Origin of the sequence: Corynebacterium sp. UMB9976, from assembly GCF_030212265.1 — a bacterium.
GTDB lineage: Bacteria > Actinomycetota > Actinomycetes > Mycobacteriales > Mycobacteriaceae > Corynebacterium.
Genome location: NZ_JASODY010000002.1, coordinates 223247 through 237178, shown reverse-complemented (window position 1 = coordinate 237178; position 13932 = coordinate 223247). Strand labels below are relative to the sequence as shown.

Sequence of the window (13932 nt, the reverse complement as noted above, 5' to 3'; positions counted from 1 at the left end):
GAATCCGATCGAAGGAAGGACTTACATCCATGTCGCAATTCGTTGACCGGGTCGTTCTGCACCTCAAAGCCGGCGATGGCGGCAATGGCTGTAACTCCGTGCGCCGCGAGAAGTTCATGCCCCTGGGCGGGCCGGACGGTGGCAACGGCGGCCACGGCGGAGACATCATCCTCGAAGTTGACCCCCAGGTGCACACCCTCCTGGACTTCCGCTTCTCCCCGCACGTGCGGGCCGAGCGCGGCAACAACGGCGCCGGCGACGACCGGCACGGCGCTCGTGGTAAGGACCTGACCCTCCACGTCCCGCAGGGAACCGTCGTCATCGACGACGACGGCGAGGTCCTCGCCGACCTCGTCAGCCCCGGGCAGAAGGTCATCGTCGCCCAGGGCGGCTTCGGTGGGTTGGGCAACGCCTCCCTGGCCTCCAAGACGCGCAAGGCTCCGGGCTTCGCGCTGCTCGGTGAGCCCGGCGAGCAGAAGGACGTCACCCTCGAGCTGAAGTCCATGGCCGACGTCGGCCTCGTAGGCTTCCCCTCGGCGGGTAAGTCCTCCCTGATTTCCGTGCTTTCCGCGGCCAAGCCCAAGATCGCGGACTACCCCTTCACCACGCTCGCACCGAACCTCGGCGTGGTCAGCGTGGATCACGATACCTTCACCATCGCCGACGTCCCGGGCCTCATCCCCGGCGCCAGCGAAGGCCGCGGCCTCGGCCTGGACTTCCTCCGCCACATCGAGCGCACCGCCGTCCTAGCGCATGTCGTGGACGCAGCCGCGCTGGAATCCGAGCGCAACCCGCTGGACGATATCCGCGCCCTCGAGCACGAGCTGGACAGCTACCAGAGTGAGCTCAGCGCCGATGCGGGCCTGGGCGACCTCCGGGAACGTCCCCGCGTCATCATCCTGAACAAGATGGACGTCCCGGACGCCGAAGACATGGCGGACCTGCAGGAAGAGGAGCTGAAGAAGTTCGGCTGGCCGATCTTCCGCATCTCCACGGTCGCGCGCACCGGGCTCAACGAGCTGCGCTTTGCTCTGATGGACATCGTCCGGGAGCACCGCAAGAAGGTTGAGGACACCCCAGCGCCACAGCAGGTCATCCGCCCGCAGTCGGTGGGGCCGAAGCGCAAGGGCCGCTTCGCGGACTTCGAGGTCCACGAGGATAAGCAGAACCCGGGCGCGTTCATCGTCACCGGGCACAAGATCGACCGCTGGATCCTGCAGACCGACTTCGAGAACGACGAGGCCATCGGCTTCCTCGCCGACCGCCTGGCCAAGGCAGGCGTCGAGGAAGCCCTGTGGCAGGCCGGTGCCGTGGACGGTTCCGAGGTCACCATCGGTGGGATCACCTTCGAGTGGGATCCGCAGACCGTGGCGGGCGTGGACCAGACCCCAGCGTACGGCCGCGGCAAGGACCGCCGACTGGAGCAGACGGACCGCGTGACCGCAGAGCAGCGTAAGCGTGCCTCCCAGGCACGACGCGGCCTGATCGACGAATATGATTACGGCGACGGCGAGGTCGCGGACACCGAGCGCTGGCAGGGTTAGCGCGACGTTGAGTAGCGAATTAGATAACGTTTAGATAACTCAAAAGCCTCAGGATTCATAAGTAATTTGGCATACTGGTGGGCATGTCTGCAGCGAGCAACGAAAATTCAATGCCCACACAGCAGCTAGATGCCACCACGATGCCGGAACCCGGCACCGTGCGTCACCGCATCGCCAATGCCAAGCGGCTGGTGGTGAAAATTGGATCCTCGTCCCTCACCGACGAGTCCGGCCGCGTGGACCCCGCCCGCATCGACACCATCGCCGATGCTCTGGAATCCCGCATGTCGGATGACACGGACCTCATCGTCGTCTCCTCCGGTGCAGTGGCCTCGGGCATGGACCCGCTGGGCCTGCGCCAGCGTCCCAGCGACCTGGCCACCAAGCAGGCGGCCGCCTCGGTGGGCCAGGTGCTGCTCGCCCAGGAGTGGGGGAGGAGCTTCGCCCGCTATGGCCGCACCATCGGCCAGGTGCTTCTGACCGCCGCCGACGCCGGCCGCCGCGACCGCGCCCGCAACGCGCAGCGCACCATCGACCGCCTGCGCCAGCTCTCCGCCGTACCGATCGTCAACGAAAACGATACGGTCGCGACCTCCGAGATGCGCTTCGGCGATAACGACCGCCTCGCCGCCATCGTCTCCCACCTCGTCTTCGCGGACGCCCTCGTCCTGCTCTCCGACGTGGATGGTCTCTACGACCGCAACCCGAACGAGCCGGATGCACAGTTCGTCTCCGAGGTGCGCAGCAGCAACGACCTCTCGGGCGTCGCAGCGGGCGACGGCGGTCGCCTCGGCACCGGCGGCATGGCCGCGAAGGTCACCGCTGCTCGCCTGGCCTCCCGAGCGGGCGTTCCGGTGCTGCTGACCTCCACCGAGAACATCGCCCCAGCCCTGGAAAGCGCGTCCGTGGGCACCTGCTTCTGGCCCGAGGAAGATCGCCTGTCCGCGTGGAAGTTCTGGGTGCTCTACGCCGCCGAGTCCCGCGGCGCACTGCAGCTCGACGATGGCGCGAAGGAGGCCGTGGTCGACGGCAACAAGTCCCTCCTCGCAGTCGGCGTCACCCAGGTCATGGGTGACTTCAACCGCGGCGACATCGTGGACCTCGTGGGCAGCGACGGAAAGATCTTCGGCCGCGGTGAGGTGAACTACGACGCCACCGACCTGGTCCCGATGCTGGGACGCCACACATCGGAGCTTCCGGGTGACGCGCAGCGCCCTGTGATCCACACCGATTACCTCTCTTATTACGCCAACCGGCAGCCGCCCCGCCGCCAGCAGCTGCCAATTTAGCCCCACGATTCCTTTGGCCCGCCAGGGCAGACCCAAACTTTCCCAACGATGAAAGAGGCATGATGAGCGAAAAGAACGATAACCTTTCCCCACAGCGTCAAGCCGAGCGCGAAGAAGTGCTCGCCAAGGCCGCCAAGGCGAAGCAGGCCAGCCGGGTCGTGCTCACCACCCAGCAGAAGAATGATCTGCTGCTCGCCGCCGCCGACGCGCTGATCTCCAACACCGACGCGATCCTCGAGGCCAATGCCAAGGACGTCGCCGCGGGCCGCGAGGCCGGTTTCGACGACGCCCTGATCGACCGCCTCGCCCTGGACGCCGGTCGCATCGAGGGCATCGCCGGCGGTCTGCGCCAGATCGTCGGCCTGCCGGATCCGGTGGGAGAGGTCGTCCGAGGCCACACCCGCCCGAACGGCATCGACCTCAAGCAGGTCCGCACTCCGCTCGGCGTGATGGGCATGGTCTACGAGGCCCGCCCGAACGTCACCGTCGACGCCTTCGGCCTGGCCATCAAGTCCGGCAACGTCCCGCTGCTGCGCGGCTCCCGCTCCGCCCGCCAGACCAACGAGAAGCTGGTGGAGCTGCTGCAGGACGTCGCCGCCGAGCAGGGCCTTACCCGCGACATCGTCCAGCTGCTGCCGTGCGATAGCCACGACTCCGTCCAGGACTTGGTCACCGCTCGTGGCCTGATCGACGTCGTCATCCCGCGCGGTGGGGCGCGACTGATCGAGGCGGTTGTTCTGAACGCGACCGTTCCCGCGATCGAGACGGGCACGGGCAAGTGCCACTTCTACATCGACGCCTCCGCCGACCTGGACGAGGCGATCCAGCTACTGCTCAACGGCAAGACCCGCCGCTGCTCGGTGTGCAATGCGACCGAGACCGTCCTGCTGGATGCGGCTCTTTCTGATGACGCCAAGAAGCGTGTCTTCGCAGAACTGGCTGCTGCCGGCGTGCGCGTCCACGGCGTGAAGGCCGAACTGGATAGCCTGGCCGAGGACGTGGTGGAGGCCACCGCGGAGGACTGGACCGACGAGTACCTGAGCTTCGATATCGCCGCCGCGATCGTCGATGGGGTGCGCGGCGCGGTGGAGCACATCACCACCTACAGTTCTGGCCACACCGAGGGGATCTCCGCACGGGACTACGAGGTGCTGCGCTACTTCGAGAAGCACGTGGATGCCGCCGCGCTCTCCCTGAATACCTCCACCGCCTGGACGGACGGCGAGGAGTTCGGCTTCGGCGCGGAGATCGGCATCTCCACCCAGAAGCTGCACGCCCGCGGGCCGATGGGCCTTCCGGAGCTCACGAGCACCAAGTGGGTGCTCACTGGCGAGGGTCAGACCCGCCCCTAGGCGACACAGCGCGCACCGGCCCCGCGACCCCGGTGCGCTAGCCTAAGCAGCATGACTAACACCCCGTCCCCGGCCACGGAGGCTCCCGCGAACCCCGACTCGCCGCGCCGCGTCGGCGTCATGGGTGGGACCTTCGACCCCATCCACAATGGCCACCTGGTCGCCGCGAGTGAGGTTGCGGACCGTTTCGACCTGGACGTTGTCGTCTTCGTCCCCACCGGGCAACCCTGGCAAAAGAAGGGTAAGCGGGTCTCCCCGGCGGAAGACCGCTACCTGATGACCGTCATTGCGACCGCCGCGAACCCGAATTTCCGAGTCTCCCGGGTGGACATCGACCGTGGGGGAAACACTTACACGGTCGACACGCTGGCGGATATGCGCAAGATCTACCCGGACGCGGAGCTGTTCTTCATCACCGGCGCGGACGCGTTGAACCAGATCATCACCTGGCGGGACTGGGAATCCATGTTCGATTTGGCGAACTTCGTCGGGGTGACCCGGCCTGGTTACGAGCTCTCGATGCTGGACTCCCCGTTGGCCCGGGAAGTGGAAGCCGGGAGATTGAGCCTGGTGGAGATCCCCGCGATGGCGATCTCCTCCACGGACTGCCGGGAGCGCGCGATGAGCGGCCGGCCAGTCTGGTACCTCGTCCCCGACGGGGTGGTGCAGTACATCGCCAAGCACCGCATGTACGCCGATTAGGCGACATTCAGCAACCTACGGCGCCCCGCACTGCCCGACGCGCCGGGAACACGCGGAGCCCTCGCGGATGCCCAGCTATCATGGGGGCCAGAGCATACTTCTTTAGAAAGGTTTCGCTTGACCGCACAACCAGAATCCATCGCCCTCGCCAGTCTCGCTGCCCAGGCGGCAGATGAGAAGAAGGGCGAAGACATCCTCGTCATCGACGTCTCCAACCGCCTGGCCATCATCGACTGCTTCGTGATCGTCACCGGCGATAACGAGCGCCACGTGCAGTCCATCGTTGACGAAGTCGAGGATCACCTGGCCGAAAATGGCACGAAGCCCCTGTGTCGCGAGGGTCGCGGCGAGGGACTGTGGGTGCTGCTGGACTACGGCGACGTCGTCGTCCACGTGCAGCGCCGCGCGGAGCGCGAGTACTACGCGCTGGATCGTCTCTTCCTCGACGCCCCGCAGATTGAGGTCGAGGGCGTGGAGCAGGTCGATCGCGGCGCCAACTGGGATCCGGATGCTGAGGTGGATGTCCTCGACGTCCAGACCATCGACGACCTGCCGTTGGCTGGCCCAGAACCCGACGCCGACGAGCTCTAAAACCCGGCCACGATCAAAACGACCGAGAAGAACACCGCCATGACTGCTAACGCGAGCCAGCGCAGGCTCATCCTGATGCGCCACGGAGAGACGGAGTACAACTCCGCAGGGCGCATGCAGGGCCAGCTGGACACCCCGCTATCGGAGGTTGGCCGGCAGCAAGCCCGCGACGTCGCCGCGGTGGCCCGCGACTGGAACGTCACCAAGGTGGTCGCCTCCGACCTGGAGCGCGCGGTGGAGACGGCGAGTATCGTCGCCGAGGCCTGGGAGCTGGACGTCGAGGTCGACCCCCGGTTCCGGGAAACGCACCTGGGGGACTGGCAGGGCGGATCCCACACCGAGATCGACGAGCAATACCCCGGCCAGCGGGCGTATTGGCGCCACGATCCGCGCTGGTCACCGCCCCGTGGGGAGACCCGGCTGGATGTGGCTGAACGCACCGCGGCCGGGATCGCGGACCTCATGGCCTCCGATGCCTTCGATGGCACCGTGCTGGTGGTGGCGCATGGTGGGTCGATTGCGGCGCTGACCTCGCGCTTGCTGGATGTCCCGGCGGAGCACTACCCGGTATTCGCCCGGCTCGGCAACGCGCGCTGGGCCGAGCTGGTGGCGCGCCCGCACTTCCCGGTGTCTGGGCAGGGGGACGGGCCGCAGACCGCGCCCGCGGTGGACGGTTCGACCGTCCCTGAGGTGCCGGAGGCCGCGGCCGAGTGGTGGCTGAGCCCGCGCTGGTACCTGGAGGGCTGGAACGTCGGAGTAGAGGTTCCGGGTCAGCAGCTGGACAACCCGGATGAAGGGGGCGCAGCACGGTGACCGTTCATGTGATCACGGATTCCTCGAGCTGCCTGCCCCGCGAGCTCGCCGACGCCGCGGGCGTGACGGTGGTGGATCTGTACACCTCGGGGCAGGGGGCAGAGAAGACCACCGCCGGGCTGGGGGCGTTGGAGCTGACCGCGAATTATGCCCGCCTGCTGGAACGCAGCGGGGACGATGGCGTGGTCGCACTGCATCTATCCAAGGAGCTGTCCTCCACCTGGTCCAACGCGGTGACCGCAGCCGGGGTGTTGGAGGGCAAAGTGCGCGTCGTGGACACGAACACGGCGGGTATGACGCTCGGCTACGCCGCGCTGGAGGCCGCCCGGGTGGCTCGCGCCGGGGGCAGCCTCGACGAGGTGGCCGATGCCGCGGACCGGGTGCTGAGCACCGCGACCCTGTGGCTGTATGTGCACAAGATCGATAGCCTGCGCCGGGGTGGGCGCCTGTCCACCGCGCGCACGCTGCTGACCACCGCTCTGGCGATCAAGCCGATCCTCAAGCTTGCGGACGGGGAGCTGCAGCTGGCGGCGAAGACCCGCACCCAGGCCAAGGCGATGGCGAAGCTGGTGGAGATGGCCAGCGAGGTCGTCGTCGCCGAGGCTGATGCCGCGGCCGAGGAGGGGCGCAAGCCCCGCCGCATGAAGATCGGGATTATGCAGTCGGAGGCGGTGGAGCCCGCCAAGCACCTGAAGCAGATGCTCCAGGAACAGTTGGCTGAGCTCCCAGCGCAGCTGGTGGAGCGGGCCCTGAAGCCGGAAAAGTCGAAGAAGTCCGAGAAGGCTGATAAAGCCGACAAGGCGGCGAAGGCTGCGCAGGATGCCGCGGCGGAGACTGCCGATGGGGGTGCTTCAGCCGAGCCGACGCCGCCGACTCTGCCCGAGGTCGACGTCGAGCTCTACGAGGTCTCCGAAGGAATCGCGGTTCACACGGGTCCGGGTGCGATCGGTGTGGCCGTGGTCTGCGACTAACCTGCCCCATCCACAGGTCGGGGTTGTCCACAGGCTCCAGGGTTTTTGACGTGGGGTTACCTTCTGCTTCGGTGGGACTGCCCGGCAACCGTGATTCGCTGGGCGGCATGGGAGGCAGTTTTCAACGCAAGCAGGATCACAGCGCGCTCCAGGAACGGATCGCCGCGCTGACCCAGCCGATGCCGGGGCACGAGACAGCGCTTGTGGACTTCGAGAAGCGCTCCTGGTTGAGTGCTGCGTCGGCGAAAGTGCTGGTGGGGATCGTCGCCGCTGTGGTGATCGCGGTGGGTGGCATCGGATTGCTCACTCGGACAGGTGACGAGGCAGAGGACGTCATCAACCCGGCGGGCAGGAACGTTCATAGCGAAGATGCCGAGAGGGTGCTTTCGGCGGGTGGGGACGGGGCTGGCGGTGCAACGGCGAAGGACGGCGCTGCCGGTGACGGGGACGCCGGAGCCGACGCCACCAGCCAGGGCAGTGGCTCCGGCGCGGCGGCGGGTGACGGCAAGCAGGACGACGCCGCGGCGGTCGTCGTATCCGTGCAGGGCAAGGTGCGCACCCCGGGGCTGCTGGAGATGACCGGAAAGCAGCGGCTGGGCGATGCCATCAATAAGGCCGGCGGGGGATTGCCCGGGGCGAATCTCAATAACGTGAACTTGGCAGAGAAGGTTTCCGACGGCCTGCAGATCGTTGTGGACCAGCACGGTTCCTATGTGCTGCGGCCAGGAGAGGCCGGGCCGGCTGGTGCTGGTGGCCCATCGGGCGGTGCAGCGGGTGGTACGCCGGCTGGCGGGTCTGGTGGCAGCGGAGCCGGGGGAGGTGCAGCTGGCGGGAAGGTCAACATCAACTCCGCGGATGCCACGCAGCTGGAGACGCTGGACGGGGTGGGACCTGCGACGGCCAAGGCGATCGTCGAATGGCGGGAGGCCAACGGGCCATTCCGCTCCGTGGAGCAGCTCATGGAGGTCCGCGGCATCGGGCCGGGCAAACTCGCGGCGATGAAGGACGGGGTCAGCTTGTGAGCGTGCGGCAGCACCCGGGTGAGCAGACCCAACCCGTGGACTCGGTGGCGGGCCGCAGGCCCCCGGAGGCGGCTCGAGATCCGCGCTCACCCGATGCGCAGCGCGCCCGCCGTGGACCGGACCTCAGGCTGCTGCTTCCCGCCGCGGCCGCGTGGGCCGCAACGGCAATGACGATCCTGCTGCGGGGCCCGTGGGTGGCAGTCGCTGCGGTGGGCCTTGCGGTTGTTGTGGCAGCGGTGCTGGTCTCATCACGGGTGCGCAGCTACCTGCGCTGGCGCGGGTTGCTTCGGGCTGCCGGGTGGAACCTTGTGGTCGCGGCGGCGATCGCCAGCCTGGCCGCAGCGGGCACAGCCCTGCAGGTTCACCGGGTGGATAGTCACCCGATCATGCGCGAACTCAGCTCCAGCGAATCGACAGGCCAGCAAGGTGAGAAAAACGAGGAGGGGGCGCGGGGCCACTACCGGGGAGAGGTCACCATCGCCGGTGGGGCACGGGTGCTCAACGGCGGCAGCCTGAAGATCCCGGTACGGATCACTGGGCTGGGCGAGCTGCCACTGTTTGTGAACGACCGCCACCGCAGCCCGGAGCTGCTTTCTGCTCAGCCCGGCACCACCCTCGAACTCGCGGCGACCGTGCGGGCCGATGAGCGCCCTGGGCTGGTGCCCGCCAGGCTCTCCGCGACCAGGCAGCCCAGCATCACGGCAGAGCCACGGGGCGTTATGGGGATCTCCGCACGGCTGCGCCGGAACATCAACGAGCTGGCCAGCACCGGGCCGATGGCTACGTTGGCCAACCAGGCCTGGTTTTCCGGTGCGGAGGCGCTGATCCCGGGCATGCTCATCGGGGATATCTCACAGATGCCCCAGGACATTCGGCAGCACTACATCGTCAGCGGGCTTTCCCACCTGACCGCCGTCTCCGGGCTGCATGTCGCCGTGCTCATCAGCGCGGTGACCATCGCCGCCACCGCATGCGGGGTGTCCCGGCGGGGTAGGTGGATCATCGTCATGGGCACCCTCGTGGCTTTCACGATGGTGGTGGGGCCGCTGCCGAGTATCCTGCGCGCCGGGTTTATGGGGCTCGTCGGGGCGGTGGCGGTGTTGAGCTCCCGGTGGAGCGACTCGCTGGCAGCCCTTGGTGGGGCGGTTCTGGCCCTGGTGCTGATCCGGCCTGGCATGGCAGTGGAGTACGGCCTGCTGCTCTCGGTGCTGGCGACCGTGGCGATCGTGACCGCCGGCCCCCGGATTGGCCGCTGGCTCATCCTGGTCTGGGGCCGGTTCACCCAGCGCCGCTGGGCTCGCGAGCCACGGGTGGTCGAAGGGATGCTCCTGCGCGCTCTCGCGGTCTCCTTCGTCGCCGATGTGGCGACCCAGCCGGCGATCGTCATGATGACGGGCATCGTCTCGCCCGCGGCCGTGCCCGCCAACCTCGCGGTGGGATGGGCGGTCGCCCCGCTGATGGTGCTGGCGCTTGTTGCCTGCCTCGTCGGCAGCGCTGCCTTGCTCCTCGGTATGCCCGTGGGTCTGGCCGCCTGGCTTCTCGTTCCTGCAGCCCCCGCGGCATGGTGGATCCACACCGTGGCCGAGCGTTGCTCCCGCACCTGGGTGCTGCACACCCCTGGCGGTCCCTGGTGGGCGCTGGCCTGGGCAGCGATGCTCGGGGCGATGATCCTGGCAGCAATGGGGGTGCTGTGGTGGCAGACCATCCCCGTGCTCATCGCCTGCGCGATGCTTCTCGTACGCATTGGCACCTGGCAGCTCGGGCCCTACGAGGCAGCGGCACCCGCGCCGGGCTGGGGCAGCGACCTCGGTGCCGAGCCACACTGGGCCGTCGCGGTCTGTGGTGCGGGAGACGGGACAAGCGGTTGGCAGCTTCGCTATCCCACCGGCACGCGCCAGCCCTGCCAGACGCCGCGGGGGAAGCTCACACTGCAAGCGGGCGGCGTCGTCGAAAAGAAAGGGGAACAGGCAGCGGCCGGAGAGCCGAAGGTAGTGACGGTGAACAGCGATGCGCAGGCCTTAAGCGTCCGGGAGGCAGCACTCATCGTCGTGCTGGACTGCGAAGGGCCCGCCGAGGGCACGGGGAGGCGCAGCCACGGGCGGCCAAGCCAGACGCCGGGTGGGGTGCCCGTGCACTATCCCTGCGCCGATGGGGCGGGGCTGCTCACACCGAAGGGGCTGGTTGTTTCCGGTGGCCCGCGATGATCTGGCATGATTTTGGGCATGGCACGTGGCGAACAGGCGAGCAAGAAACCCCCGGCGATCTCCGCGGTCAACATGATCGTGGGCGCGGAGGAATTCCTCGCCGAGCGGCAACGCTTCGCCATCGTCCACGCGGCTCGCAAGAACGCGGGCAATCCAGACCTACCCGTGGAGCTGCACAAGGCCACCAACCTGAGCGAGCCGCAGCTCATCGAGCTGCTGAGCCCCTCGCTGTTCGCAGAGGACCGGATCGTGGTGATCTCCGGGGTCGCGGACTGTGGGAAGGAGACGGTGGCGCTGCTGAAGTCCGCCATCGAAAGCCCGGCTGATGGCGTGGTGCTGATCCTGCTGCACAGCGGGAAGGGCCGCAATAAGCGGCTGGTCAACGAGTGGCAGAAGCTCGGGGTGCGGATCTTCCCGGCGGAGCCACTCCGGCCCCGGGAGCGGCGATTCTTCGTGGAGCAGGAGTTCCGCTCCTATGGGGTGAGCGTGGGCCCGGAGGTCGTGGACCGGATGCTCGACTCGGTGGGTTCCGATCTGCGCGAGCTGGCGAGTGCGGTGAGCCAGCTGGTCGCCGACACCGATGCGAACGTCACCCCGGATGCTGTGCAGCGCTACTACCAGGGACAGGCGGAGGTCACCGGCTTCGATATCGCGGACCTGGTGTTGGCCGGCCGCCAGGGGGAGGCCGTGGCCGCGGCGCGCCGGGCGATCCAGCTGGGCGTGCCACTGGTTCTCATCGCCTCGGCGCTGTCCACCGCGATGCGAGACGTAGCGCGCGTGGCCGGTGCCGGACGGATCGACCCACGCAGGGACGCGTCGGCCTTCGGGATGGCGCCCTGGAAGCTGGAGAAGACGCTGCGGGTGGCCAGGCAGTGGCCCCCGGCGGCGGTGTCCCGGGGCGTGCAGCTGGTCGCGCAGCTGGATGCCGGGGTGAAGGGGCAGCTGCCCGCCCCGGAGTATGCGGTGGAGGACACGGTGCGGCAGCTCGCGGGGCTCATCGCCCGCCGTTAGCGCCCTGGGCCTAGCCCCCGCCCAACCCCACCCCGCGACCCATGGTGTGTCGCTCGCTCCCCCGGGGAGCGAGCAGCCCGCGACGCGGGGAAACTAGACGCCGAAGCCGGCCCAGACCCCGGAGTGGATCGCCTGGTCGTAGCGGGATCCGAAGTCGTAATTGCGGGTCGCCTCCCAGCGGGTATCCCCCAGGTGCGCGCCGATCAGCGCGCCCGTCAGCGCGGCGCGGGAGTTGCGGTTGCCCTTCCAGCTCACGGCGACGTGCAGGAAGTCCTGCGGGGCGTAGCGCTCGGCGTTGTCCAGGTAAAGCTGCGCCAGGAGCAGCGCGGAGGCCGTCGCGGAACCCGCGCCCCAGCCGCGCCCCAGGATCTTCAGGAACTTGTGGGCATCGCGGTAGAGCTCCTCGAAGTCGCCGTTGGCCAGCATGGGGCTGATCACCTTGCGTACCTCGATCACGCGGTTGACCAGCTCGATGAGCGGCACATCCGGGCCCGGCAGGTCCGTGATGAGCGCGTTCTCCAGGTCCTCGATGATGTCCGACTTCTCCTGGTCGGTGAGGATCGTGTCCTCATCGAAATGCCGGTCGCCCGCCAGCCCGGAGGCCACGTCGAGCAGATCCGAACCCGGATCCGCGAGCAGCGCGCACGCCACGACCGCTGCCGCCGCACGTGCCGGGCAGGAGTCGTGGGTCAGCGTGGTCTGCAGCACGCTCCAACCCACGCCGGTGCCGCCCTGGCCGAGGAACGCGGAGGCCGAGGAACGCAGCACCGCGCCCGAACCAGGGGAGTGGGTCGATACCTTGTCCCACTCCTTGGGGCCGTGTTCCAGCAGGCGGTCCAGGGACTCGGTGTTCGACGCGCCCGGGTAGCGCTGGTAGTCCGGGTCCCGGCGGTACGCGATGAACTGGCTGGCGATGGTCTCCATGCCCTCGTCGCGGTCCATGTCGCCCTCGTCGATCGCCCGCATCGCGGCGGTCAGCGCCAGCGTCATCTGCGTGTCGTCGCTGATCTTCAGCTGATCCGGCAGCGGGGTGCTGTCCGACTGGGGCTCGGCGTTATAAGGAAAGCCCCATGCGTCCCCCAACGCGGTGCCGAACAGTGCCGAACGGAAGCGTTCCTTCATAGAACTTGTGGCTCCTTGGATTCTCAAAAAGAGGAGTGCGAAATTGCGGTTTCGCAGGAAAGCAAAAAGGGACCGGAGAACCGATCCCTTCGTACTCTAGTGGAACCCCGCGGCGGAGAAACCCCCGCGCTGCGCGGTCCCCCTGAAACGGCGTACTTTACTTCATGCCGTTCAGGTGTGCGGCCATGCGGGACTTCTTGTTCGCCGCGTTGTTGCGGTGCAGAACGCCCTTGGTGACGGCCTTGTCGTACAGACGAGCAGCAACGCGCATCTGCTTCTCGGCTGCATCCTTGTCGCCGGCCTCCACGAGTGCGTGGAACTTGCGGGACTCGGTGCGCAGGCGGGAGCGGACTGCCTTGTTGCGCTGACGTGCGATCTCGTTGGTGAGAACGCGCTTCTTAGTCTGCTTGATGTTTGCCATGTGCTGGCTACCTCTTCCTTAAAAATCAGTGTTCGTGACAACCATGGTGGCCGAGTGTGTCCAACGACGTTCTCTCACACGATGCCCAAGGTCCTGCGCCGTGCGGCCGGTGGCCCGAATCCGCCATGGGGAACTCGAGGAATTTTAGCAGCTGCGTGACGCGAAACCTAACCGGCCTAGTGCCAGCCGTAGTCCTCGCGGAGCCGCTGGGCGATGCGGTCGTAGCGCCGTTCCGGCATGTGCAGCCCGCGCCGCAGGATCTGTGACTCCGGGATTTCGAGGATCTTGTCGAGGCGCACCCAGCTTTCGCTGCGGTTCATGTCCCACGCGCCCGGCCCGATCGCGGTCCAGTTGTCGTGGTTGCGGTGCTCTTCGTTCGACGAGATCAGCAGGGTTAGCAGCGTGTGGTGGTTACGTCCGACGATGAGGACGGCGCGTCGTTGGATCTCTGCCCCACGGTTGGGGCGAATGTCTGCCCACACCACCTCACCGGGGTCTGCTTGGCCGTCCATGTCTGGTGCGTAGATCGTGGCGCGCGCGTGCACATGCGTTGGTGTTTTGACGGTGGGCTCGGGCGGCACGTAGCGCACGCTCGCGGATTCCGTGAGCCCCAGCTCGGAGTTCAATAGCTCGAGCCCCTCGGCCAGGTTCCCGTAGTGCCGGAAGTGCCGGTTGAGCAGCCGGGTGATCCGGCCGGGCCGGTCCTGCTGCTTCGGTTGCGGTGGCGTCCTGTCGAAAAGGGGCATAGCGCTGATCTTATCGCGCCCGGTAGGCGGGGCGTGCGGAACGAGGCGCGACGATAGTGCACAATCCGCGGAACATAGTAGGGTTTGGATAGCGATTTACCCCCGCACGGTGCTGGGGAGAAGTGGCTTGAAGGAGAGTCGAGG

At 67.6% G+C, this 13932-nt stretch carries 13 protein-coding genes; 10 read left to right on the top strand and 3 right to left on the bottom strand.

The annotated features are described in order from the left end of the window. Positions 1-29 precede the first annotated feature (29 nt). The 10 genes from obgE to holA all read left to right on the top strand — a co-directional run bounded on the left by obgE (position 30) and on the right by holA (position 11499). Entirely contained in the window at positions 30-1544 is a 1515-nt protein-coding gene (obgE, locus tag QP140_RS02670; protein WP_284757972.1) for a GTPase ObgE, read from the top strand. Between the two features lie 110 nt (positions 1545-1654). Continuing rightward, positions 1655-2833, top strand: coding sequence for a glutamate 5-kinase (proB, locus tag QP140_RS02665; RefSeq protein WP_442874987.1), 1179 nt, complete (start codon positions 1655-1657; stop codon positions 2831-2833). 62 nt (positions 2834-2895) lie between these two features. After that, positions 2896-4185 carry a glutamate-5-semialdehyde dehydrogenase gene (locus tag QP140_RS02660; RefSeq protein ID WP_284757971.1) on the top strand — a complete coding sequence of 430 codons (1290 nt, stop codon included), beginning with the start codon at positions 2896-2898 and terminating at the stop codon, positions 4183-4185. Between the two features lie 51 nt (positions 4186-4236). Next, positions 4237-4887, top strand: a complete 651-nt coding sequence (gene nadD / locus QP140_RS02655) for a nicotinate-nucleotide adenylyltransferase (protein ID WP_284757968.1) — start codon at positions 4237-4239, stop codon at positions 4885-4887. A gap of 117 nt (positions 4888-5004) precedes the next feature. Then, positions 5005-5478: a ribosome silencing factor gene (gene rsfS, locus QP140_RS02650; protein WP_284757966.1), complete on the top strand. Its 474-nt coding sequence runs from the start codon at positions 5005-5007 to the stop codon at positions 5476-5478. Positions 5479-5517: 39 nt separating this feature from the next. Next, positions 5518-6291, top strand: a complete 774-nt coding sequence (locus QP140_RS02645) for a histidine phosphatase family protein (RefSeq protein ID WP_284757965.1) — start codon at positions 5518-5520, stop codon at positions 6289-6291. Continuing rightward, complete coding sequence (locus QP140_RS02640; RefSeq protein WP_284757964.1) at positions 6288-7262, top strand: DegV family protein; 975 nt, start codon at positions 6288-6290, stop codon at positions 7260-7262. The genes QP140_RS02645 and QP140_RS02640 overlap by 4 nt, the downstream gene beginning before the upstream one ends. A gap of 50 nt (positions 7263-7312) precedes the next feature. Continuing rightward, on the top strand, positions 7313-8284 hold the full coding sequence (locus QP140_RS02635) for a ComEA family DNA-binding protein (RefSeq protein ID WP_284757963.1): 972 nt from the start codon (positions 7313-7315) through the stop codon (positions 8282-8284). Beyond that, on the top strand, positions 8281-10488 hold the full coding sequence (locus tag QP140_RS02630; RefSeq protein ID WP_284757961.1) for a ComEC/Rec2 family competence protein: 2208 nt from the start codon (positions 8281-8283) through the stop codon (positions 10486-10488). Before QP140_RS02635 ends, QP140_RS02630 begins: the two co-directional genes overlap by 4 nt. Positions 10489-10494: 6 nt before the next feature. Beyond that, a complete protein-coding gene (holA, locus tag QP140_RS02625) occupies positions 10495-11499 on the top strand; it encodes a DNA polymerase III subunit delta (RefSeq protein WP_284757960.1) in 1005 nt (334 codons plus the stop codon). A gap of 93 nt (positions 11500-11592) precedes the next feature. Here holA and QP140_RS02620 read toward each other — a convergent pair whose 3' ends face one another. From QP140_RS02620 to QP140_RS02610, 3 genes are all read right to left on the bottom strand, one after another. Then, on the bottom strand, positions 11593-12621 hold the full coding sequence (locus tag QP140_RS02620) for an ADP-ribosylglycohydrolase family protein (protein WP_284757959.1): 1029 nt from the start codon (positions 12619-12621) through the stop codon (positions 11593-11595). Positions 12622-12778: 157 nt separating this feature from the next. Then, positions 12779-13042, bottom strand: coding sequence for a 30S ribosomal protein S20 (gene rpsT, locus QP140_RS02615; RefSeq protein ID WP_012360603.1), 264 nt, complete (start codon positions 13040-13042; stop codon positions 12779-12781). 176 nt (positions 13043-13218) lie between these two features. After that, positions 13219-13788 (bottom strand): type II toxin-antitoxin system PemK/MazF family toxin, encoded by a 570-nt coding sequence (locus QP140_RS02610; protein WP_070757614.1) that lies wholly within the window; start codon positions 13786-13788, stop codon positions 13219-13221. Between the last annotated feature and the right edge of the window lie 144 nt (positions 13789-13932).